Raw genomic sequence first — 23,540 nt, forward strand, 5'->3', positions numbered from 1 at the left:
GGTGGCGCGGAGCACCTGGCTTTAGTAAGGGAGTTGCTATGAAGCTTTTTCTTTCGACCGATTTTGAGGGAACAAGTGGGATCGTGGCCTGGGAGCAGATCATCGAGGGCAATCCTGAGTATGCCCAGGGACGAAAATTGCTGACCAACGAAGTCAACGCTGTAATTGCTGGCGCTCAGGAGGCTGGCGCGCACGAGTTTGTCGTCAATGATGCCCATCATGCGATGCGCAACCTCCATCCCCAGGACTTGCTGGGGCGTGCGACCCTCATCACTGGTCGACATAAGCCATTGTATATGATGCAGGGATTGGATGCCTCCTTTGATGGCGTCTGTTTCGTCAGCTATCACGGTTCGATTGGGGCCGAGCGCGCGATTCTCTCGCATACCTATAATCCTGGGGCGATCTGGGAGGTGCGCATCAATGGCGAGGTCGTGGGCGAGTCTGGTTTGAATGCCCTGGTCGCGGCGCATTATGGTATACCTATTATTCTGGTGAGCGGGGATGCGGCAACCGCCCAGGAGGTGCAAACCTTTGCTCCCCAGGCTGAAACGGTCGTGGTGAAAGACTCCATTGGACGTTTTGCCGCGGTCAACCTGCATCCAGAGGTAGCCTGTGAGATGCTGCATGCAGGGGCAAAACGAGCTGTTGAGCAGCTCGCACAGACACAACCTCCCCATTTCAAACTGCCCGTCACGCTGGAGATAACCTTTCTGGTGGCGGACATGGCGGATATGGCGCTCTGGATTCGTGGGGTGGAGCGCGTCGGCCCCCGCACCGTGAAGGTTGTGAGCGAGCAACTGTTAGACCTCTACTGCACCTTTGTGACGATTGTCACTCTAACGCGCTCGCTAGTGGATCGCTAACGTTGAATTGTAGGGCTCAAGCTAGCTTGGGCCCTACAATTCAACTCTCTAGGCGTGTTCGATTTCGACAAGAGGAGCTGTCTGGGGTGTGGTGACGCCAGCTTGCTGGAAGAGCAGGCTGTATCGGCCAATCTGGATATTATCTCCGTGATGCAGGGGATAGCCAATGCCGCTGGTAAGCTTGCGTCCATTGATAAACACCCCTTTGGCGCTGCGTTGATCGAAGAGCACAAACTGGCCATTGACACATTTGAGTAGCGCGTGGTGGCGCGAGGTAAGGTTATCTTGTTCCAAAAGAATGTCGCTGGAGCCAGCGCGTCCCAGGGTGATGGTTTCGGCTGGCTCTAGCTCGATCTCTATGGGGGTAGCAGTGTAGGGTGAGGTGATGGTAAAGCGTGCTTGCGTTATTGTAACCTCTTCTTGTACATCTAATTCAGTGATAGGCTCTTGCTGGGCCTCGGGTTGAGGCTCATCCACTGGCTGGATGCCGGGTGGTGGCGTGAGCGGTGGCGTAGGAAGCGGCTGTGGGATATCTGGTTCCGGCTGTGGTAGCGTTACTGGTTCCTCGGGAGCAAGTGGCTCTGTGCGTGGCTCCTTTTGTTCAGGTACCTCGGTTGGCTCTGTGGGCAGTGATGGCTGCTGCGGTTGGGGATGCGTTGGCACCGGCTCGATAGGCGTTGGCTGCTCCGGCTGTGGTTGAGGACGAACGGGTTCTATCGGCTTCTCAGGTGCGGGCTGTGTAGGTTGAGGTTCAGCGGGAATAGATGGCTCCTGTGGCTGAGGGCGAGTGGGTTCAGGCTCAACTGGTTTGGGTTCAGTTGGCGGCTCAACTGGTGGCTGGACTGGCTCTGGCGCGGCAGGAGGGATGGGCTGTGCGATATCTGGCTCGATGCGTGGCTGTGGTTCAGGCTGCTGCTGTTGCTCTATTACCGGAGTAGCGCCTGGAGTGTGAGAAGATGCCAGCATCTCCAGGAGCGAAAGCGTATTTGATGTCTCAGCCTGTCTCATTGGTTCCAGTGGGGTGGTATGACTGGTTGGTGTGGTCTCCGATGTAGGTGTAGCTAGGGGGAAGGGATGAGCAGCGAGGCCAGCAATCGCTCAAATTGAGAGGGTTCTGGCGCCGCAGGAACGATCTCTTCAGGTTGCTGTTCCTTGTCTTGCTGAGCGGCCTGTGCCTTAGCCTTCTCTGACGCTGAAGCCGCGAAGATCTCTTTGAGCAGGTCGAGAGAAAGCACGGTTGTCTCAGGCATTTCAGCAGCGCCTTGCTCTGCATTGCCGAATTCGTTTGGTAAGAAAAGGGTGCCTTCTAGAGCCTGGACGAAGGCTAGCACAGTGGAATAGCGTCGCTCGGGGTTAGGATCGAGGGCGCGGTGGAGAATCGTCTCTTGCTGTCTCGTAACGTGGGGATTGAGAGGGCGGAGCGAAGGTGGAATTTCAAACTGTTTCTGGCGCAGGACCTCCTGGGGGCGACCAATAAATGGGAGGCGGCCAGCTAGCCAGAAATAGAGCAGAATAGCTAAGGCATACTGATCGCAAGCGGGGCTATAGTGACGGTGCCACTGTTCTGGTGCCGCGGTTGCGGGTAGTAGAAGAGGCTGTAGACCTCCCACATGCTGCGCGAAGTAGGTAAAGCCTGCATCCGCGACTAGGAGCGATGTGGTTTCCGTAGGGTTGGAGATTTCTTCATTGAGAAGGACATTGGAGAAGGTGAGGGCACCATGGATATACCCATGCGTATGCAGATTATGGAGGGCCTGAGCCAGTGGCACAAGCTGCTTGATCGCGATCTGTGGCAGCATTGGCGCTTGAAAGTATGCTCGCCCGGTATCACCAAGCAGGGAGCCAGCCGCAAAGTAAGTGCGTGTGACATACAGGCGCCCCTCGAAGTCGCCATAGTCGAGGAGGGCTGTGAGTTGTGGGTGAACAATCAAGCTGATATCTTGCATCTCGTGGAAGAATTGATAGCGAGCAGAATTGGGGAGCGCAGGCCATGGGTGCATGACTTTAAGCGTCACTATACATCCGAGATGGGAATCTTCTGCGGCATAGCTCTGGCTGATCAAGCTACCCCCAGGGCGCGCACAATACGATAGCGCGCAAACATCTGACCTTCTGCCAATTCTTGCATACTTTCACCTCACAATGCGTATTCCAGTGCTATGAAGCATGGGGATATCGGTGCTCGGACTTATGCTTCGCGTCGTTATTGTAGCATACCATGCTTCCCAAGAATAGAGAGAGATCTGGAATATCCAGGATAGCCCAATGGTGGGAGTGCCTTGTCTTCAGGAATGGACACTACTATGCTTCCAGTGTGACCCGTCGATGATTGGAACGTCGTAGAAAGAAAAGATAGAGAAATATTCGATGGATACTGATATCTCACAAGAGAACGATGCTCAGCATGACTCTTCAAGCATACAGACTTCTTCTAATGCTCGGCGGGGACGCTTGCTTGCTGATCCATGCGTTATTGCCCTGGGTGTAGCTGTAATCTTTTATGCTGCCTCGCTTACGCATCTTTTGCCGGGCGTGGGTATCTGGCATGCCGTGCTGGATATGGGCCTACTCATCTGTATAGGGACCTTGCTGCTCTATAAAGCCTACCAAGTTGGGCGTGCGTACGTATGGCCTGCCGGGAGGCGCCAACGCATGGTACTGGATGCCTGCCTCTTACTCTTGATGGGTTCTCTTCTCTTCTACGGCGCCTCCTGGCAGATGTTCAAGGCCTATACCGATGCCGCGAAATACAACTGCTATGCTCTAGCTTTCTGGCAGGGTCTGGACGCGGTCAAGACCTTACCTCCAGCGCAATGTGAGTTTATCTTTCGCCCGGTTACTTTTGACCAAGTAGCCGCGCCTCAGACACAGCAGCATGTGCAGCAACCTCCATCTCTGTTAGACCAGGCGGAGCAGTATGGCGTTCCTGCCTCCTGGGTGCATCAACTGCGTGCCTGGCAGCCTACCTCGCTGCCCCTGCATACGCTGCCGAATGAGTATCCATTGCCCGTATTGCTGCCATTCTCGCTGGGCCTTTTAGCACCACAGGGATGGTACCAGGTCAGTTTCGCCATCTGGATGGTGTTGCTAGCGGGCCTGCTGTGTTATCTGCTGGCGCGCTATCGCTCACGGGAGGCGGCCCTCTCATGTGCCTTTTATCTCATTACCGGTTGCTGGGCGACGGCGGTGGGCCGTTTTGACCTGTTGCCAGCGCTGTTTACGTTGCTGGCGGCCGTCTACGCGGCCCGCTCGCGTTGGGGCTGGGCATTTGCCTACCTGGCCCTGGCCACGCTCTGTAAATTTTACCCGGTATTGCTCTTGCTTCCCTTCCTGCTCCAGCAGCAGCGCCTGGTGCAGGGGAACTGGCGTGCCTGGCAACGCTGGCTTCCCCTGGTGGTCTTTGGGCTTGTGTGCGCGGGCATTGTTGTGGTTTCACTGCTCTTCAGTGTGGAGGGAACCTTGAAGCCCCTGACCTACTTTGGTGACCGCCCAATCCAGGTAGAGTCGCTGCCCGCCTCGCTAATGTGGCTCACGAGCCTGGTCACGGGATTGCCCTTGATCTTCAAGTTTACGTATGGTTCCTTGAACATGTTTGGTGCGCCCGCGCAAATCATTGGTAGTCTGAGTACGCCCCTGTTGTTGGTAGGCCTGGCGTACACCTACTGGCTGCAATGGCGAGGCAAGATCGATCTGGCGACCAGCTCACTCTTGACGCTCCTCCTGGTGATTGGTACCAGCAAAGTGTTCAGTCCCCAATACTTGATCTGGGTGGCGCCGCTGGTGGCCTACGTTGGCCAGGCAAACTGGCGCTGGATGGTGTCCTGGGGAATTTTGGGTGTGCTGACAACCTTGATCTATCCCTACATCTATATCTCCGTCTCGTTGCAAGCGGTTCCCCAGCAGCCAATCTTCTTTCCCATTGTCACCATACGCAATTTTATTCTGGCCGGTTTTATTATTGCGCTCCTGATAGCAGGTCAACGCGGGCAGCTCTCTGCGCGTTCGCAGGAGCATTCACAAGCCGCGCTTTCATGATGTGGTGAGGTTGGATAGGTAGCAAGAAGGCCCGCGTCACATGCGACGCGGGCCTTCTTGTCTCTCAGGTGGAGAATAGTGCTTTACTAGGCCTGGTGTGTGTGCTCTTCCTGCGTGAACATTGCTGCCTGGAAGTGGCGGGGCCGCCAGTAGTAGAGAACCAGGAAGGTAGCTATAGGGGGGAGCAGGGTCGTCAAGAAGTCCCAGCCATTCCAGCGCCCAAAAGGCGAGATAGGAAAGAAGAAGAGGTAGAGGAAATGGATGGTCAGCGTAAATTGCAGGGCTGTACCCACCAGGGCGCGCGGCAGGCGACCACGCGCGGGTAGGCAGATGCAGGCCAGACCTATGACCCAGGTAATATACCAGGGGAAGAGCCAGGTGATGACGAGGTAGAGCAGCGATAGGAAGGCGATACAGGCCAGTGCCCATACTTGAATACTGGGTTTACGCCAGAGCGCCACCAGGCCTGCTAGCATCGAGGCGCCTATGACAATCACATTGATGATCCGCCAGACAACAGGGGTTGCCAACACGGTAAAGATTGTGTAATTGACGCCCTCCTGCTGACTCTTGTTCCAGTCGAGCCAGCGGCCAGCGGCTTGCTGAATGGAGTTGTAAGATAGGTAGGAGGATGGTGGGGACGAGAAGCTCTTGATAATATCGGGAATGCTATGTCCCAGGCAGAAAGGCAGGTAGAAACCGATCACCAGCACCGAGCAGAAGGAGCCGCCAATCAGGATATCCCTGCCTGCCTCTAAGAGCTGACCCCGAAGCGCTTTCCCTTGTTGAGCCGCGGCCAGCATAGCACGCCGCCCCATGAGCACGAAGAAGAGCAAGACCAGGGGGGCGCAGGAATACTTGATCAGGATCGCGATAGAGAAGCAGGCCAGCGCGGGCAGGTAGTCGCGTACCCTCAAGCGCTCTGTGAAGGCGCGTAGTTCGTGCTGTAGCCAGCAGTAGGCCCCCAGAAGGAGGAAGGTGACCATAACTGTATCGTTATGGCCGCCCAGGCCATTCTCTTGTAGCATCAAGGGATTCCAGGCATAGAGAAGCATACCCAGGGTGGCTGTGCGCTCGGAGCGTCCCAGTTTGCGGAGAATCAAACCCACCAGGAGAATATTACAGAGATTGGAAGCCAGTGCCAGGAGGCGATAGGTCAGCAGGTAAGACAAGATATTTGTGCCTGCCAGGGTTGAGACCAGTGTACAGATGAGTACCCAGAAGGGTCCATAGGCGCATGTGGCACCCCGCCAATCGTCATACAGATTGAGTTTATCAGGGTAGTTTGTGAGTAGATCAAAGTAGGGACTGGCATGATAGGCTGAGACTAGTCGTCCGTAGCCAGCGTACACAAAGACATCATTGGAGAGCATGGCCGGCGTGAAGACGAAGCAGAGGCCAGCCAGGAGCGCAATTGCCATAATCCAGCTTTGAGTGATACGGTAATTTGCCTGTGCGGGCTGGCGTGCAAGCCACCAGGTGCTTATGCCATAGACAAGAAACGCGAGAAGGGTCGCGCCGATAAAGAACACCAGGCTGGTATTTTTCACTGATCTGGCAGGAGTGCCCACGAGATGGACATCTGTTGGGAGCCAGGCACTCAAACTGAGAAGTGCATTGATGAAGGGCGCGATCCCATTCATATGCTGTACCCCAACCAATCGTGTGAGGGGAGAAAGCATCAATACTGTGCAGAGCAGGAGCGCCAGAGCACAGAGGCCGAGTCCTCTCAGGGAGGGACTCGGCGCCTTTGCTTCTATACTGGTATTCGCTGTGGCCGGGAAACGTTCTGATATGGTTGAATGCATACGGTAAACAAACTCCTGGCTACATGCTCAAACGCAGATCGCTTTCTGAGTCGCTAGAGAGGCGACCTGGGGACGGTTAGCGCGAGAGAATGTAGCAGTAAATGGTATTGCCACCGGTGACGGTATGTACAATATGCGAGCGCCAGGGTTTGGGTATCGTATACCCGCGCTGTTGCAGGTGCATTGGCCAGACAAGGTAGTCGCTTTTGTAGGAACTGTCCATAGGCGTTACCGCCGAGAGACTGACCTGTTGGGGCAGATCCCGATTATAATAGAACCAGCTCTGCTCGTCCTGGGGACCACCTCCCAGGGTACCTGGAAGCGCCACAAGGCCTACGCTGGTGGGTCCCTTTGTGTGATCTGCTAGCCAGAGGATGGCATCGCGATAGCCCGGATAAGCTACTTGCAGCGAGGTGTTCTCGCTAGAGAAAAGTTCACTGGTGTAGCCCTCCGCATCCTGAACAGTGAGCGTGCCTACCAGGTGTGGAACAATGAGAATGAGTGCCATCAAAGCGATTGTGATACCCGCACGTATATTTAAGGGCGTATAAGGGCGTACAAGTGAAATTTTCTGCTGATCGAGCGGTGTCCCATCTGCCGCGACTGCCTGACTGCTTTTCTGGGTCCTGGGCAGACGGCGGCGGTAGCGTAACAGGACTGCCAGGCCAAAGGCTCCACTTAGAGCGATAGGTGGCACCACTGGCAGATAGTAGTGTGTCCCTACAACAATATTTAGCAGACCATACATCGCTACGGCGCTAACGAGCCAGATCGAGAGGAAGACCACGCTAGCTGCCTCCATCGGGGCAACGGTGTTTGGCGCGCGGTGATAGCGAACGAGTTTGGCTACAGCATACACGATAAAGCCGAGCGCCGGCAGCGTCAGAAATACACTGAGCTTGGCTCCCAACATGTAGAAAATGGTCCAGCGTGGCATATGCTCGTAGGCGGCTCCGGCCATAAAGGTGAGATGCCCATTTGAGGAGTGATTCCACTCAAAGAAGAAGCTTTGAAAGAGCTTCACAGGTGGATTGGTCCAGATGGCGGGATCAACGAGCAGGAAGGCGAGTAGCGAGAGCAGCATGGCGCGAAGCCACCATTTCCATGGTGGTTTGCTGGCTTCGCCCAGGCGAGGGCGGATGAAGAAGGTATAGTAGAGTGCATAGAGTACCATACCTGGCACCAGGAGGACGGCAGGATACTTACTAGCAGCCGCCAACCCCAGGAAGACGCCCACCAGCAGGTACATCCAGGGACGCTGGACCGCGTACCACAGCAGCAGGAAGGCAATGGTCGCGAGCGTGGTCATGGTCATATCCAGATAGATCAGGGCGCTAAAATAGGCCAACCAGGGGCTGACCGCCAGGCAAAGCGCCGCCAGCGTTGCCACGGTACGCCCGAAGGGGCGGCGACCAAACCAGTAGATAGCCCCGATCAGGAGCACACCCATGACGATACTGGGAACGCGCCCGGCTTGTAGCTCTGTGAGAGGATGCCCCAAGTGGGAGTTACACGCCAGCGCGAAGCCAATTAAAAGCTTTACCAGCGGAGGATGCTCGTAGTTATAGTGCCAGGCTGGCGAGGTAAATTGTAGATGCGTGAGGAGGGGAAAATAGACTTTTCCACCCCAAATATAGACAATCTCGTCGGTAACCATGTCAAGCTGGTTCGCAAGCTGGATGCGTGGAATAAGCGCCACGATGAGCAGAACGAGGACCACACAAATATCGATAATAGTAGGGCGTGTAAGCCTGAAACGCGAGGTGGTGTCGCTTTGGATCGTGCTCTCTTCCTGGCGTTCGGTGAGTTGTTTGATCATGCTTGGAAAGCCCCTCCGCCAAGATGTTATGTGTCAAACGAAGCGTGTTGATGTGTCAGTGAGCTATAAGAAGCTGTAGCCGTAGTATATATAGCATACTCTGGTAGAGTTGTCGAGCAAATAGCACGAAATGCATACCACTATAGCATGCGCAAGAGGGCGTCTGCATGTGCAGACGCCCTCCTATCCTGTTTTATACTATGCTGGGTTAAACGCAGTCGTGAAGTGCTTGCGCGTTGGTGACACTGCGGAGCTTCATGAGCGCCACAACTTCGAGCTGGCGTACACGTTCTCTGGAGATACCGAGCTCTTTGCCCACCTCCAGCAATGTACGGCTGCGACCATCACCTATGCCATAGCGCAGCATCACGACTGAGCGCTCTCGCGGCGTGAGCACGGCCAGGGCGCGGTGGAGTTCTTCTCCAAGCAGGTGGCGTGAGGCTGTCTCGGCTGGCGCGGGAGTGGTATCGTCTTCGAGTGTATCGCCCAGCGAGTAGCGTGTCTCATCGTCAACGGGCGTATCGAGGGAGACTGGCTGTTCAATAACTCCGAGCAAATTTTTGACCTCGTCGACCTCAAAATGACAGGCCTCCGCGATCTGCTCAGGCATAGGATCAAGCCCGTTTTCCTGGGAGAGCTGAGCGGAGATGCGGCGAACCTTGCGCAGGCGTGTTGAGACGTGTTCAGGGAGATGGATCATGCGCGATTGCTCGCCAGCGGCGCGGCTGACGGCCTGGCGAATCCACCAGGTGGCATACGTGCCGAAATGGCAGCCACGCTGGTAGTCAAACTTCTCAGCGGCGCGCATTAAGCCTAGGTTACCCTCCTGGATAAGATCGATCAGGGGGACACCTGTGCTGGTGTAGCGGCGTGCAATGGAGATGACCAGGCGCAGATTGGATTCGACGAGTTTACGGCGAGCTATGATGTCGCCTGCCGCCGCTCTTTGTGCCAGGTCGATCTCTTCCGCGTGTGTGAGGAGTCCATACCCGCGAATGTCACGCAGGTAGCTCTGGAAGGCATCTTCAGAACCATTGGCCTTGGTACTGGTTACCCCACCGCGATGGGTATGTGCTGATGAAGTGTTATCCTCATCGCCCTCTTCGTCGTCGTCATCATCACTCAGCAGGGCTGCGATCTCGTCTTCCAGCACCCCAAAATGGGGAAGAGATTCGGTTGTACGTTGCTCTGTAAGCGCCTCGTCAATCTCAATGCCCAGGGAAGTGGTGAATTCTGCTAGCACGTCCTCGTGGCTAGTAAGCCTGGATCGGCGCTCATCACTAATAGGATTGGCAATTGCCATGCTTCCACGCTCCCTTCTGGAAATCTACCGACAAATCAGCGTCGGCTCCATGGCCTGGTCTACAAAATAAGCATTCAGCTTATTGTGGCAATCTTTGGCTTCTGTCTGTTTATCTATACGTCCTAAGTGTAGTCAATGCCGCTTGTTATTACATCAGGTAATTACCTTAAATCGAGTAAGGTTCTAACCGTATCTTGTAGGGAGATAACAGTAGGCAGTTTTGTGCCAGGTCCAGGAACCCATGGTTGCCTCCGTCGATGCTACAGCATAGCCGGAAAAACGAGATTTTGAGGTTCTATGCCTTAAGGTGGTTTTCCTGAAAGCAGGTTGCCTGATTATGGTAGAGCGGGTAAAGATATACGCCTCCTTTCGGGAAAGTGCAAAAAAACACCGGTCTGGCTGCTTGCTACACCGGACCGATGCTCTTACTGCATGTAGTATGCGGAATTCAAAGAAATTATGCGCGATGGGTATTTAACGGATTATCGAGGTCAGTGCCGTGATCGTAGAACGTTTGCAGGGTGTCACCTGTATGCTCACTGGGGCGCTGATCCCAGCGCATCTCCCTGGCCTCAGCCTTACTGACCATAAGATGGACGTTTTCCGCATCAATCGTTGAGATCACACTATAGGGAATATAGCGATCCTTGTGGAAGAGGAGCCCTTTCTGCACCAGGAAGGAATCATCATAGACATCTTCGACATGCCCCAGATCCTCATTCTCTGCGGAGTATACTTCCATGCCTTTATGTATATTGTTTGATGTCCACTGTGTCATGTGGCTTTACCTTCCTTTCTACTGTATGTGAATGTCACAATGCAAAAGTTGACCTTATTATCTGGCTATCTTGCCATATTCACGCGTTACGCACCAGAAAAGTTTCATTTCTCTTCGCTCCTGCTACTTGACTCAACCATGTAAGAGCGGTATGATAACCCTTGTAAACAAAATCTATAAAGTGACTGCGAACGAGCGGAGTAAGGGAAACGCGGATTGCCAGAGAAGAGAGGCCACCGGGTGAGAGCCTCTTTCAATTTAGTCCCCTGAACGTGGCTCGGAAGTCGAAGAACTGAGATGCACAAAACGTATAGTAAGTTCTTCCGGGTGTGGCCCGTTATTGCTGCGCATAAGGATAGTCTGACCCTTGTCATGGTTGGGCGGGTCGACTATCGAATCAAGGTGGTACCGCGAGCGCTGCCCTCGTCCTTGTTTGACGGCAGCGGAATGTCTTTACCTGAAGGAGTACCACGATGAGCTTGCCCGACCGCTACAATTTTCGCTCCGCTGAGCCGCGCCTGGCGCAGTTTTGGCATGATGCCCAGACCTACGCTTTTCAGCCTGATGGCTCTGCGCCTGTCTACACTATTGATACCCCACCCCCTACCGTCTCTGGTGAACTCCATATTGGACACTGCTATTCCTATACACAGGCCGATGTTATCGCGCGCTTTCACCGTATGCTTGGTGAACGCGTTCTCTATCCTATGGGCTTCGATGACAATGGTTTGCCTACGGAGCGCTTTGTTGAGAAGACCATCAAGCGCAAGGCTCTGGAGATGGAACTGCCCGAGTTCCTGGAGCAGTGTCATACCCTGATACACCAGGCCGAGGAGCGCTTCGAAACGTTCTGGCGGCGCTTAAGCCTGAGCATCGACTGGTGCTATCGCTATTCCACCATTTCGCCGCAGGCGCAACGTACCTCGCAGTGGTCGTTTATTCAGCTCTACCAGGCGAAGCGTGTCTACGCGCTCCCAGCCCCCACCCTCTGGTGTCCCGAGTGCCAGACCGCAATAGCCCAGGCGGAAGTTGATGATACGACACTGTCAACTCGCTTCTCTACCCTGGCTTTTACGCTGGAGAATGGCACGACACTTCCTATTGCGACCACGCGCCCAGAACTGCTGTCAGCCTGTGCCGCCATCTTTGTTCACCCTTCGGATGCGCGCTATGCTGGCTTGATTGGGACACATGCCTCACTCGCGAGCGCGTCCTTTGCCTCCAGAGAGTGTATTGAAGTTCCTATCCTGGCGGATGAGGCGGTTGATCCGATCAAGGGAAGCGGCGCGGTCATGTGCTGTACCTTTGGCGATTCTACCGATGTTCGCTGGTGGCGCACCCATCAACTGCCGCTGCTAGCAGCTATTGGTCGCGATGGACGCATGACGGAACTGGCGGGACCGCTGGCTGGCCTCTCGGTTCCACAGGCACGAAAGCGTATCCTGGAGATCCTGGCGGAGCAGGGATTGATCTTGCAGCAAGAGACGATTGAGCATAACGTCGGCGTTCATGAACGCTGTGGTACGCCCGTCGAATACCTGCACACGCGCCAGTGGTTTATTCGTGTCCTGGATCAGAAGGAGCGTTTCCTTGAGGCCGGGCGCCAGATTCGCTGGACGCCTGCCTTTATGCAGGCGCGTTATGAGCACTGGGTCGAGAATCTGCAATGGGACTGGTGTATCTCGCGCCAACGCTTCCTGGGTGTTCCCATTCCTGCCTGGACGTGCCGAGCCTGTGGCCAATTGTTGCTGGCCTCGCGGGAGCAGTTGCCAATTGACCCGCGTACGACCGCACCCGAGCAGCCATGCTCCTGTGGCTCGATGGAGTTTGAGCCTGAGCGCGATGTTATGGATACCTGGGCGACCTCGTCGTGCTCGCCTCTGATCATCGCGAACTGGGTCGATGATCCAGAGCGCTTTGCGCGTCACTTCCCGGCCAGCTTGCGTCCTCAGGCGCATGACATCATTCGGACCTGGGCCTTCTATACCATCGTCAAAGGTTTATACCACACTGGCGAGATACCTTGGCGCGAAGTTCTGGTTTCGGGACATGCCCTCTCGGCGGAGCGCTCAAAGATCTCGAAGTCCAAGGGGAATAGCCACGCGGGCGGACCACTTGAACTGGTCGAGCGCGAGTCGGCGGACGCGCTGCGCTACTGGGCAACCTCGATCAAGCCCGGCCTGGATACGCCCTTTCATCCTGAGTTGATCGCCAATGGTCGTCGCCTGGTTACCAAGCTCTGGAACGCATCCCGCTTTGCCGCGCGTCACTTGCAGGAACTCTCGCCCGAGGAGATAGCTTCTACGCAAGAGCCGGCTGGACTCCTGCCAACGGATCGCTGGCTGCTGGCTCGCCTGGCGCATACCATTGAGCACGCCACCAGGGAACTTAGGGAGAGCGACTATGCCGCTGCGCGTGCGGAGGTCGAGCGCTTCTTCTGGTCGGATCTCTGTGATAACTACCTGGAACTGGTCAAGGCGCGGTTGTACAACGGTATGGGTGAGCACACACAGGCGGCCCGGTGGACGCTCTACCAGGCCCTGCTGGCAGTCATCAAGCTGCTGGCCCCATATATGCCCTTTGTCACTGAGGAGATCTACCAGGGTCTCTTTCAAGAGCGAGAAGGTGCCTCTTCGTTACATCTCGCATCCTGGCCCCAGGCACCAGCGTGGTGGCAGAGTGCGAGAGCCGAGGCCGATGGGCAGGCGTTGCTGGACTTGCTAAAACAGGTTCGGCGCTATAAAGCGGAGCAGGGACTCTCGGTCGGGGCAGAGCTGGAGAGGCTGGAACTGAGCATTCGCCCAGACCTCAAGGATATGCTCGAGACCGCCCTGGTCGATCTCAAAAGCGCCACGCGTGCGCGTGAACTGCTCTTCACGCCGCAGGAGATGGAGGCAGGAGTGAGCCTTACCAGGCAAGAGGCGTCGTAGACTGAACGTTTAAAAGTTGTATGCAGTGCGCTACTGACGTCCTCGCCTACGCGTAGGCGAGGACGTCAGTAGCGCATAGTCCTTCTCTACAACACAGAAGCGTCGACCAAGGCTATCAAATTATCACCTTTTAGGCAAAGCATGTGAGTATTACCTCTCGTAAGGAGAGATAGAATAACTATAGACAACAAGCGTACTCCTCTTTTTTAGCCTGATAGCTATGGCAACTGTTCCCGACAGCACGAGAGGACATCAGGGTGTAGGATATCGAGCGCATGCTCCTTAGGCTAGACATCCCAGAAGCTGCATCTTGACCAGGAGGTGGCTTCTGATTCTTCTGTTGAATCCTTTTTTCATGGAGAGCTTCGATATAATGCCATGAGAAGAGTATAGGGAGAGCGAAAATGAGCATGAGAAACGGAATGAGAGTGTTATGAGCACATATTACAAGGGGAAGCAGGCAGCTTCTTACGATCGGGCGTGGAAACGCTTTTCTGAGAGGACACATTTGGTGACGTGTTCTATGTTTGATTTCAAGCTACTCCAGAAACCTGCCGGAGAAACGGGTTACCCACGACGTATTTTAGATGTGGCATGTGGAACAGGACTATTGCTCCACGACCTCTCCGTTCGTCTTCCCATGCCGAACTCTACGGAGTGGATGAGAGTCAAGAGATGCTTGCGCAGGCACGTCGATGTCTCTCCGACCACGCTCATGTTCATTTCACCCAGGCCTCCCTCACTGACGGGAAAGGGGCTGGTCTCCCCTATGAGCTGGGTTCCTTCGATCTGATCACCTGCACCAATGCCCTCCATTATTTTTCAGATCCTGTAGCAACACTGCGCGGCTTGAGTGAATTACTCCTTCCCCAAGGCCAGCTCCTCATCGAGGATTACGCTCGTCGAACATTTCCATTTCCCTGGCCTCTGTTCGAATGGTTGATCAAATGTGTTGATCTGCAACACAGGCACGCTTTTACACTGGAAGAAGCACAAGAGCTCTGCCGGCAAGCGGGACTGGAGGTGAGCACAGCAACCCATTTTTCTATTGATATGTTGTGGAAGGGATGGGCTCTTCTCGCACGGAGCAGAAGCGTCCATTGAAGGAGTCTTGTTCCTGTGGACATTGGCCTGTGAAGGAGTCTTGTTCCTGTGGACATTGGCCTGTCTGTTTTAGTTTCCCGCGTAATATAGGCTAACGGGATCAGCTTCAGAGAAAAAGCAGAGGTATGCTGGCTACCTGGGATATCTATTCGGGAAATTGGCATCTTGCACGCGATAGAAGAAGACGCCTCCTTGCCTAAGCTCGTGAGCTGCGAGTACAATCAACGACGTCCATTCTGCTTGTACTCTCTGGCTAGATGCCTGTATTTTCACGACAGATTGGTTGTGTCAGGGTGAGAGAGCCCTTTGGCGTTTCCTTCCACAGTCGAAGAGAATATGCTCTCTCTGTCTGGTTGATATGTAGGTGCATGGATGGTCTTTGAGCATGAACTTGTTTGTTCTTGCGTTTCCTGATAGAGGCATATTTTCGTTAAAGCAAGATGGGCGATGAGGACCATTGTATTGGCACAGCCCTTCGCTTTTGTAGACAGATGTCCCGGGTAGCTCGCACAGGGAATACAACCACGGAAAAATCAGTCTCTTGTGGTAGAAGAGAAACGATCCTTTTCATTCGTGTGATCCACGAGAAAAAATATCGGGAGGAGCGTATGCTACGAACACACTATGACTTGACTATTATCGGCGGCGGCTCAGCTGGCCTCACCGCCGCCCATCTCGCGCAGTCTCTCGGTGCCAACGTTTTACTGATCGACAAGGAACAGTTGGGGGGAGATTGTTTGCATTACGGTTGTGTGCCGAGCAAGAGTCTGATTCATGTGGCACGTGTCGTGCAACAGGCCAGGCAAGCGGCACATTTTGGATCGAGCGCGACGTACCAGAGTGTTGATATGGCAAAGGTCAGCGCTTCTATTCAGGGGGTGATTCAACGTGTGAGCGATGCGGAAAAGACGTACACTGAAGGCGTGACCGTTGCATTTGGACACGCCTCATTTACATCATCGACAACGCTCCTCCTCAATAATGAGGAGATCACCAGCCGGAGGATACTCATCGCCACTGGATCGCATCCCGCAGTGCCACCGATAGAGGGATTGCAAGCAACGGGCTACTTGACAAATGAAGATGTGTTTGACTTGACAGCCCTGCCAGAATCCCTCGTTATCGCTGGAGGGGGTCCTGTTGGTGTAGAACTGGCACAGGCACTGGGCCGGTTGGGCACAAAGATTACTCTGATTCAGGGGCCAGAACGTCTCCTGCCACGCGAAGATCCTGAAGTTTCGGAGACGATTGCTGGCATCCTCAAGTCAGAAAATATTGATATAGTCACGAATGCACGCGTCGTGAAAGCACACCACCATGAGACCAAGAAAGTGATTGCAGTTCAGCAAGGGATGCAGATGTTGCAGTTCGAGGCTGACGAACTCCTCCTGGCCCTTGGCCGTCAGCCCAATATAGCAGAAGAGCACTTGAACCTGGAAGCGGCTGGAGTTCAATATAATGAGAAAGGGATTCTCGTAGATGAGCATCTGCAAACATCGGCTCCTAACATCTTTGCCCTCGGCGATGTGATCGGAGGCTACCTTTTTACGCATGTCGCCTCATATCATGCCGGGATAGCCGTGCGTAATGCCCTGGTACCACTGGCAAAGAAGAAAGTGGATTACCGTGTCGTGCCATGGTGTACCTTTACCGAGCCAGAAGTGGCCAGAGTCGGACTCCTACCCGTTGAGGCAGAGCGACAACATAAGCATGTGCGCATCCTGAAATTCCCCTGGTCTCAGATCGACCGTGCTCAAACGGCGAATGAAACAGCAGGTTTTATCAAATTGGTTCTGGCTGGGAAAAAAGAGCAGATTGTAGGTGCACATCTGGTCGGAACAGGTGCCGGCGAACTGCTGGGGGAAATAGCCCTGGCCATGCAGCATCACCTTAGCATCAAAGACATCTTCAATACCATTCATCCTTACCCCACCATGAGCACTGGGCTACAGCAGGCCACCTTTGAGGCATTTCTTACCGGTCCAGAAGCTGCCAGCAATCGTAAGTTCATCCATCTATTATGGGGGAAAGCCCATGCGCTACATTAGAAACGCTTTCCTATACGAGCCTGTGGGCTTGCCCCACAGAAAAGAGACATGCACTCATCATATCGCGGACGAGAGATATGATGAGTGCACGAGCCAGAGGTGTTAAAACTGTAACACGCCGAACTGCGTACCATGTATTCTATCAGGGCGAGGCTTGCATCAGTCGGACAAATTGCTGCAACTCATTCAGATTTAGATCTGAGACGGCCCAATAGGTCATCCCTGATTTTGTCCAGTGAATCAGGTGATAGCCCTGGAGAGTGGTCGTATGCGTTTCGCTTCCCATGTTTTGCGTGGATGGCCAGATGAAGAGATTAATAATGTGTTTTTTATGCTTGTATACGACTGCTGCTACTGGTCTGTTATCGAGATAATCTAGGCGTCCACCAAGCAAGGGAAATCCTTGGGGCGCCAGATCGACCACTGAAGGTGAGAAGTCAAGTTTTCCATCAAACCATGGTTTGACGGTGTGTTGGTCAGAAGATGGTACGTCGACCAGATGATTTGCCATTAATGAGCGTATATGACTGGCGAGCACCTCCTGTGGCACAGTATTTCCTTCAGAAGATGTGGGCCAGAAACGAGTGATCGCCCAGAGCGAAAGAAGGATGGCAAAGATCAGCACCGCCGCAACGCTCAGCCCGCGCCAGGACGTCACATGAGAAATAAATGCGGCTTTATTGGCTTTTAGCACCGATGATCTAATACGCTTTTGGAGCTTCTCAGGAGCTTGAAAGTACAGAGAGCTTGTTTTTATGGCTGTTCGGAGCTCCTGATAATTGTTGTAGGTTTGTGAACAAGCTGTACATGTCTGGAGATGCTGCTCGACCTCTAAGGTGTCAGCCATGTCCAATTCAGCATCTAGATATGCGTGGAGAAGACGCTGCGCCTCTGTACAATTCATATTATCCCTCTTCATTCATGTGAGCAGCGAGATAGCGCTGAAGCCATTTACGTCCGCGTGCCAGACGGGACATCACTGTCCCCAGAGGCACATGAGCAATGACACTAATCTCCCTGTATGATAATTCTTCCAGTTCGCGTAGGATGATGACTTCACGAAACTCTATAGGTAACGTTTCCAGGGCCTCTCTGAGCCTCTGCTGATCGACGCGATGCAAATGCAGCGCTTCTGGATTCAAGGCCTCGCATTCCACATCGTGGAGTTCTTCCTGAAAAGGTATGGTCAACTCACCTACGCGTTGCCGTTGCAGCCAAGTGTAACAGGTATTGCGTACAATGGTCAGCAGCCAGGCGCGACTATCTCCACCACGAAAACCATCAAAAAAGCGAAAGGCTCGCAAGCATGCTTCTTGCACCATATCTTGCGCATCCTGATCATTATGCGTTAGCCAGCGAGCCAGGTTGTATGCCGCATCCAGATGTGGCAAGATGAGTTGTTCAAAACGTAAGCGCTTGTCATGCTCTTGCACTGCCTCTCCTTTTTACCCTCCACTAAAAGAGACTGATTTCTTCATGATTCTATTCCTACCCCATGCACGACGAGGCGAAGGCTTCGGCAGCGACGGCATAAGGCCATTGACTCTAACGAATGCGCTCGAAAACGCCGCATTACCTTCATCTGAACGAACAAACAGGTCGCTTCGCGATTTATTTGGAGTCAGTAGTATAGGACCGTCGTCTACACATCGGCCTATCAGCATTGCTCACAAGACGTCGAGACTCCAATGTGTAGACGATGGTAGGAGCGCCCCTTGCGGGCGCTGGTCACCACACATGTGCTCGTTCGCAAATGAACGAGCACTGTTCCATATCCCTCTTATGTATTCATTATGGAAATACTACTATGAAATTTCCAGTTTGGATTCTTCTTTAATAATGTAGAGTTTTATTTTTGCGATTGCAGAGGGAATATTTCTCTCGAAAAACAGTCTGGGTAGGTGAAAGAAAAACATACAGGGAGATGTGCTTAGACAACCGGCCATAAGGTCATCAGGTTACACCTCTCCCGGCAACACAGTGGACACTATCTGTCCAATGAGGAGAAGGAGAATTTCGATGAATAAGGCACTCGCACTTGAGGCGACAGACCATGCATCTGTTGCTTCCCCACCCAATAGCCTTGTAAAGGGGTATAGCCTTGTAAGCGCGTCTGCGTTCACCATTCTCGGCATCGTCATGCTGGTCCTGGCCCTCTTGACTCCGACGAGCATTGTCTTCAAAGGGAGCAATATTGTCGTCAGCCTGAGCACAATCTTCAAGGTGGCCGAGATTGTTTTCAGCCTTGGCATGCTCCACGCCGCTATTATGCTATGGCGTGCGAACTTGGACAAAAAACACATGTCTCGTGGTATAGGGATACTTCCCGGTGACGCCGCTCTTGCAAACGCATTTTTCTACCTTGGTTTCTCCATGACAGCTTTTCACCTGGGCTACTCTCCTCCAGCAATTGCCCTCGCTCAGTTCATCACTGTCCTGGTGGGCTTGTTCTTCGGGGCTGGTGGGCTGGCCTTATCCGGGGTCTCCAAGCCTGCACGCCCACTAGGGCACATCACGTTTCCTCTCATGCTCCGTGACGGTGTCATTCTGATTGTTGGAACCATCCTGATGGCGATTGCGTTTGGGCAACTGTCGGGAGCGGCCCTCAAACCTCCTCAGTGGAATTGGTTCAGCTTTTTAGGGATTACAACTCCCGGCATGTTGCTTCTCATGGGTCGTGAAGGCGTCAAAGCGCGGTTGGAGACCTGGCAGGGCCTTGCCAGATTCCCTCGCCTGCTGCTCACAGACACCCTCCTCGTCCTTGGTTTAGCGATCATGTTGTACGGGAGCTACTCCAACTTGACGCTGGGCGTAAACGGCTATCAGGTAGGGCCAAAGGGGAACACGGCTGGACTTATCCTCTGGATAGCGGCTGTCCTCTTGCTCCTGGTGATCCGGGGAGCCTTCAAGATAGCTGTTTCCCAAAGATACAACCACGTCGGCTATCGGATGGTGAGCAAACTCCTCTACGTGATGGCGATCGTATTCTTCATCTACGGTGAGCGCTCTTTCCTCTCAGGTCACGCTCCGCTTTTCTCTATTGGGGGGGCTGCTCCGGCAGTTGCACTGATTCTGCTCAGTGCATTTCTGGTACTTGTTGTAGGAAGAGCTGCTGCTCAAAAGGTGAGTTCGTCATATTCCAGTGCTAGATGAAAAGGCACGCAGCGGCGGAACTTACCGTTGTCCAGGAAAGAAGTGGTGCATCATGGCGAGCGTGAACGAAATTCACCAAAAATATCCACCGATCAATTCGTATGGCGTCATCGGTGATTGCCATTCGGTGGTCCTGGCATCACCGGAAGGGTCTGTAGACTGGGGGTGCCTCCCGGACTTCGACAGCCCGGCCATCTTTTGTCGCATGCTCGACGTAGAGCGCGGCGGCTACTTCCAGATTGCGCCGACAGATGGCTCGCTTGTCGGATCACAGCGCTACCTGCACAGGAGTAATGTTCTGCAAACCCACTTCGCCAGCATTGCTGGCGAAGTGGTGCTCACCGATTTTATGCCGGTAGAAACATTGAGCGCCTGGCCGTATACAGGAATGGATAATAACATCTGTGCGAAGGAGGATGGCTCCTGCCACAGCCTGGTGCGTATTGTTGAATGTACGCATGGTGAAATGTCGGTCACGATGAAGCTCAAGGTGAGCCCACATTATGCCGCTGCACCCAGCGAGGTATCCCTTGCGCCCAATCATCTGGGGGCGCTCATTTCCGGTGGAGAGCAACATGTGGTCCTGGCTATTGTTGGTGCTCATCTGTTGCCATCATTTGCGATGAAGGTAGTACAGGAGCCAGAAGAGTGGCACCCCACCATTCAGGCACAGTTTCTCTTGCGTGAGGGCGAGCGCTTGTGCTTTGTCATTGGAATAGGGCGTACCGCCCAGGCTGCTCGTCGGCTGCTGGAGAATGAACTGCCCCGACGCAACTTTGATGCGGAGCTAGCACATACCCTGCGCTGCTGGCGCACATGGCTTGCGGGTTGCGCCAAATGCATCTATATGGGGCCCTATGCGCACTGGGTTGAGCGTAGCGCTCTCGCTCTCAAGTTGATGACCTATGCTCCTACGGGAGCAATCGTGGCGGCACCGACGACATCACTGCCTGAGGATGTGGGTGGTGTGCGCAACTGGGACTATCGGTTTACCTGGTTGCGTGATGCTACGTTTACGCTCTATGCGTTCAACATCCTGGGCTTTACAGAAGAGGCTCACGCTTTTATTCACTGGTTGTGTGGTCTCTCATTTGCCGATGGCGAGGAGTTGCAAATTATGTACGGCATCCGTGGCGAGCGTGAGCTGACCGAGCAAGAACTGCCTCATCTGAGCGGCTATGGTGGCTCCACTCCTGTGCGCATTGGCAATGGTGCGGCGAAGCAGAAACAACTGGATGTGTTTGGTGAGGTGCTGGACTGTATTCATCTGTATCGTCGTCAGGATGGCTTTGAACGCTATGGCGAAGCATTGGAAGGTCCACTGTGGGCGATGATGCGCTCGCTTGTTGACTACGTCTGCACCCACTGGCAGCAGCCTGATTATGGCATCTGGGAGGTGCGCGGCGGCCCACGGCATTTTGTCTATTCGAAAGCGATGTGCTGGGTTGCTCTGGATCGTGGGATTCGCACTGCCGAACGACTCAACCTGGAGGCTGATCTGCCCCGGTGGATGGCTGTGCGAGACCAGATTCGGATCGATATCCTGGCACGGGGCTACAATACAAGCATTGGCGCTTTCACTCAGTCATACGACGACATGGCGCTCGATGCCGCGAATCTCTTGCTGCCGCTGGTTGGCTTTATTCCTCCTGACGATCCACGCATGCTCTCAACCGTTGATCGCATTATGGAGAAGTTAACAGACAAGCATGGCTTTGTCTATCGGTATCTTTCCGATGATGGCCTGCCGGGTGATGAGAGCACCTTTACCATCTGCACCTTCTGGTTGGTCGACAACCTGGCGATGCAGGGCCGTGTTGACGAGGCTCGTGCGCTTTTCGAATGTCTGCTCAAGTCTGCCAGTCGCCTGGGCCTCTTCTCAGAGGAGATCGATGCTCAGAGCGGCATGGCTCTGGGCAATTATCCGCAAGCCTTTACGCACATTGCCCTGATCAATAGTGCCAATAATCTGCGGAAAGCTGAGATTCGTCGATCTGAGTACCATATCGATCCGGTTATCGCAGCCTTTTACTGATGCAAGCAGCAATAGACTTCGGTATTCGCATATCCGGGAGATTGTCACGTTCTAGGCAGTCTCATAACCACGCTGAATGGCAGGGTTGCCAAAAAGGGCAATGGGGAGTAAGAACGCATACGCCCAGGATGAGCCGGGCTGTCATAGGGAGCAACAGAGCACTTCTGTCATTCCACTTGATGCTACTCAGTTGGCTACTCAGGGGCGTTTTCGGCAGACCACGCGTAGCCAGAACATGCGTTCGGTTACGAGTTGGACAGTCAAGGAGAACTGAAACATGAAGAAGTTGATCCTGATCTTGGCCCCCTTCATGGGCATTTTCTTGGGGATCGGTTCATCAGGCATCGCCCTGGCCGATTCATCCGCAAGAGTGACCGCTACGGGCGGGGGAGGTACGAGTGAACCTGGTGCTATCGTCATTGCTTGGAACCAGGAGCTGTTACACATCTTACAAAAGCCCGGGGCTCAGCCAGCCACCGTTCACCCGACTCGCAGCTTCGCCATGTTGCATGCAGCGATCTATGACTCCGTCGTCTCCATTACCCGGGACGCCCCTGCAGCTGTCTTCTTGCAGAACGCTCCGCCCAGTGCGCAGCCAGACGCCGCAGCGGCCACAGCTGGCCATGACACCTTGGCGGCGCTCTACCCCAAGATGAAGGCAGCGCTCGATCAACTGCTCGCCGGCGAACTCTCCAAGATCCCAGATGGAGCTGGCAAGCAGGAGGGAATCCAGGTTGGTCACGTCATTACCGAGCGCCTGCTGGCCATCCGCGCTCATGACGGTTCTGCTGCTACACCGCCACCCTTCGTGCCAGGCAACCAGCAGGGAAACTACCGACCCACACCGCCAAACTTCGCAGCACCTGTTTTCACCCACTGGGCGAAAGTGACCCCTTTTGTGCTGCATACGGCAGCACAGTTTCGCCCGGGACCACCTCCGGCACTGACCAGCCGTGCTTACGCGCAAGCTCTGAACGAGGTGAAGAGCTTGGGGCAAAACAGCAGCAAGACACGGACAGTCGACCAGACCGTGGCCGCAAAGTTCTGGGCGGGGCCAATCTGGAACACGTGGAATGAGGTGGCCGAGAAGGCCGCTCTCTTTCACCGGACGAACCTGGAGCGCACTGCACGCCTGTTCGCGGCTCTCAACTTATCCCTCGCCGACAGCACAATCGCCTTCTATGACGCTAAATACCACTATCATCTGTGGAGACCTATCACAGCAATCCGCGAGGCCAACACGGTTGGGAATCCACTAACAATCGGCGACCCGACCTGGACGCCGCTCGCCATCACCGCACCCGATCCCTCTTATTCGGGTGCTCACAGCACGATAAGCGCGGCTGCAGCGACCGTACTGTCTGGTTTCTTCGGGAACCAGGATCACGTCAGAGTAACCTCTGACGTGCTACCAGGCACCGTTCGAACCTTTGCCAGCTACACGGACGTTGCGAAGGAAGCGGGCCTGAGCCGGACCTTCGCAGGACAGCACACTCGGCTCGATCACGAGTCGGGCAGAGTGCTCGGGCACAACATTGCGCAATTTGTGCTCTCCCACTTCTCGGTACGTGTGCCTAAATGATGGAGTTTTCAACAACAATAGCCCTGGTCGGTCTCTCCCTCCGTGGGTCAGTTGGTAATGGATCCTTCGCTAAGGGTAA

General features: G+C 54.2%; 16 protein-coding genes. 8 read left to right on the plus strand and 8 right to left on the minus strand.

What is annotated here, in order from left to right; translation table 11 throughout:
* Positions 1-38 precede the first annotated feature (38 nt).
* Entirely contained in the window at positions 39-866 is an 828-nt protein-coding gene (locus JMJ04_RS18565) for a M55 family metallopeptidase (RefSeq protein ID WP_201371921.1), read from the plus strand.
* A 48-nt stretch (positions 867-914) separates the two neighbouring features.
* On the opposite strand, the gene JMJ04_RS18570 is transcribed toward JMJ04_RS18565, so the two are convergent.
* Together JMJ04_RS18570 and JMJ04_RS18575 are read right to left on the minus strand one after the other, a co-directional pair.
* Positions 915-1,874, minus strand: a complete 960-nt coding sequence (locus JMJ04_RS18570; RefSeq protein ID WP_201371922.1) for an FHA domain-containing protein — start codon at positions 1,872-1,874, stop codon at positions 915-917.
* A 53-nt stretch (positions 1,875-1,927) separates the two neighbouring features.
* Positions 1,928-2,929: a protein kinase domain-containing protein gene (locus tag JMJ04_RS18575; protein WP_201371923.1), complete on the minus strand. Its 1,002-nt coding sequence runs from the start codon at positions 2,927-2,929 to the stop codon at positions 1,928-1,930.
* Between the two features lie 304 nt (positions 2,930-3,233).
* On the opposite strand from JMJ04_RS18575, the gene JMJ04_RS18580 reads away from it, so the two are divergent.
* Complete coding sequence (locus JMJ04_RS18580) at positions 3,234-4,901, plus strand: hypothetical protein (protein ID WP_201371924.1); 1,668 nt, start codon at positions 3,234-3,236, stop codon at positions 4,899-4,901.
* Positions 4,902-4,987: 86 nt separating this feature from the next.
* Here the strand turns inward: JMJ04_RS18580 and JMJ04_RS18585 are convergent, their stop codons facing one another.
* From JMJ04_RS18585 to JMJ04_RS18600, 4 genes are all read right to left on the minus strand, one after another.
* Positions 4,988-6,709 carry an MptA/MptB family glycosyltransferase gene (locus JMJ04_RS18585; protein ID WP_201371925.1) on the minus strand — a complete coding sequence of 574 codons (1,722 nt, stop codon included), beginning with the start codon at positions 6,707-6,709 and terminating at the stop codon, positions 4,988-4,990.
* A 76-nt stretch (positions 6,710-6,785) separates the two neighbouring features.
* Positions 6,786-8,528, minus strand: a complete 1,743-nt coding sequence (locus JMJ04_RS18590; RefSeq protein WP_201371926.1) for an ArnT family glycosyltransferase — start codon at positions 8,526-8,528, stop codon at positions 6,786-6,788.
* Between the two features lie 208 nt (positions 8,529-8,736).
* Positions 8,737-9,831, minus strand: a complete 1,095-nt coding sequence (locus tag JMJ04_RS18595; RefSeq protein ID WP_201371927.1) for a sigma-70 family RNA polymerase sigma factor — start codon at positions 9,829-9,831, stop codon at positions 8,737-8,739.
* Between the two features lie 457 nt (positions 9,832-10,288).
* Complete coding sequence (locus JMJ04_RS18600) at positions 10,289-10,609, minus strand: DUF2171 domain-containing protein (protein WP_201371928.1); 321 nt, start codon at positions 10,607-10,609, stop codon at positions 10,289-10,291.
* A gap of 473 nt (positions 10,610-11,082) precedes the next feature.
* Here JMJ04_RS18600 and JMJ04_RS18605 point away from each other — a divergent pair, with 473 nt between their 5' ends.
* The 3 genes from JMJ04_RS18605 to JMJ04_RS18615 all read left to right on the plus strand — a co-directional run bounded on the left by JMJ04_RS18605 (position 11,083) and on the right by JMJ04_RS18615 (position 16,691).
* Entirely contained in the window at positions 11,083-13,539 is a 2,457-nt protein-coding gene (locus JMJ04_RS18605; protein ID WP_201371929.1) for a valine--tRNA ligase, read from the plus strand.
* 594 nt (positions 13,540-14,133) lie between these two features.
* Positions 14,134-14,643, plus strand: coding sequence for a class I SAM-dependent methyltransferase (locus JMJ04_RS18610; RefSeq protein ID WP_268887342.1), 510 nt, complete (start codon positions 14,134-14,136; stop codon positions 14,641-14,643).
* A gap of 608 nt (positions 14,644-15,251) precedes the next feature.
* Positions 15,252-16,691 carry a dihydrolipoyl dehydrogenase family protein gene (locus JMJ04_RS18615; protein WP_201371931.1) on the plus strand — a complete coding sequence of 480 codons (1,440 nt, stop codon included), beginning with the start codon at positions 15,252-15,254 and terminating at the stop codon, positions 16,689-16,691.
* A 142-nt stretch (positions 16,692-16,833) separates the two neighbouring features.
* On the opposite strand, the gene JMJ04_RS18620 is transcribed toward JMJ04_RS18615, so the two are convergent.
* Positions 16,834-17,595 (minus strand): anti-sigma factor family protein, encoded by a 762-nt coding sequence (locus JMJ04_RS18620; protein ID WP_201371932.1) that lies wholly within the window; start codon positions 17,593-17,595, stop codon positions 16,834-16,836.
* A 1-nt stretch (position 17,596) separates the two neighbouring features.
* A complete protein-coding gene (locus JMJ04_RS18625) occupies positions 17,597-18,124 on the minus strand; it encodes a sigma-70 family RNA polymerase sigma factor (protein ID WP_201371933.1) in 528 nt (175 codons plus the stop codon).
* Between the two features lie 586 nt (positions 18,125-18,710).
* Between JMJ04_RS18625 and JMJ04_RS18630 the strand changes: the two genes are divergently transcribed.
* The 3 genes from JMJ04_RS18630 (at position 18,711) to JMJ04_RS18640 (ending at position 23,461) form a co-directional block, all read left to right on the plus strand.
* On the plus strand, positions 18,711-19,844 hold the full coding sequence (locus JMJ04_RS18630; RefSeq protein ID WP_201371934.1) for a hypothetical protein: 1,134 nt from the start codon (positions 18,711-18,713) through the stop codon (positions 19,842-19,844).
* A gap of 52 nt (positions 19,845-19,896) precedes the next feature.
* Positions 19,897-21,879: a glycoside hydrolase family 15 protein gene (locus JMJ04_RS18635; RefSeq protein ID WP_201371935.1), complete on the plus strand. Its 1,983-nt coding sequence runs from the start codon at positions 19,897-19,899 to the stop codon at positions 21,877-21,879.
* Positions 21,880-22,156: 277 nt separating this feature from the next.
* Positions 22,157-23,461, plus strand: a complete 1,305-nt coding sequence (locus JMJ04_RS18640) for a vanadium-dependent haloperoxidase (RefSeq protein ID WP_201371936.1) — start codon at positions 22,157-22,159, stop codon at positions 23,459-23,461.
* Positions 23,462-23,540 lie beyond the last annotated feature (79 nt).

This window comes from Ktedonobacter robiniae, from assembly GCF_016587375.1.
Classification (GTDB): Bacteria; Chloroflexota; Ktedonobacteria; order Ktedonobacterales; family Ktedonobacteraceae; genus Ktedonobacter; species Ktedonobacter robiniae.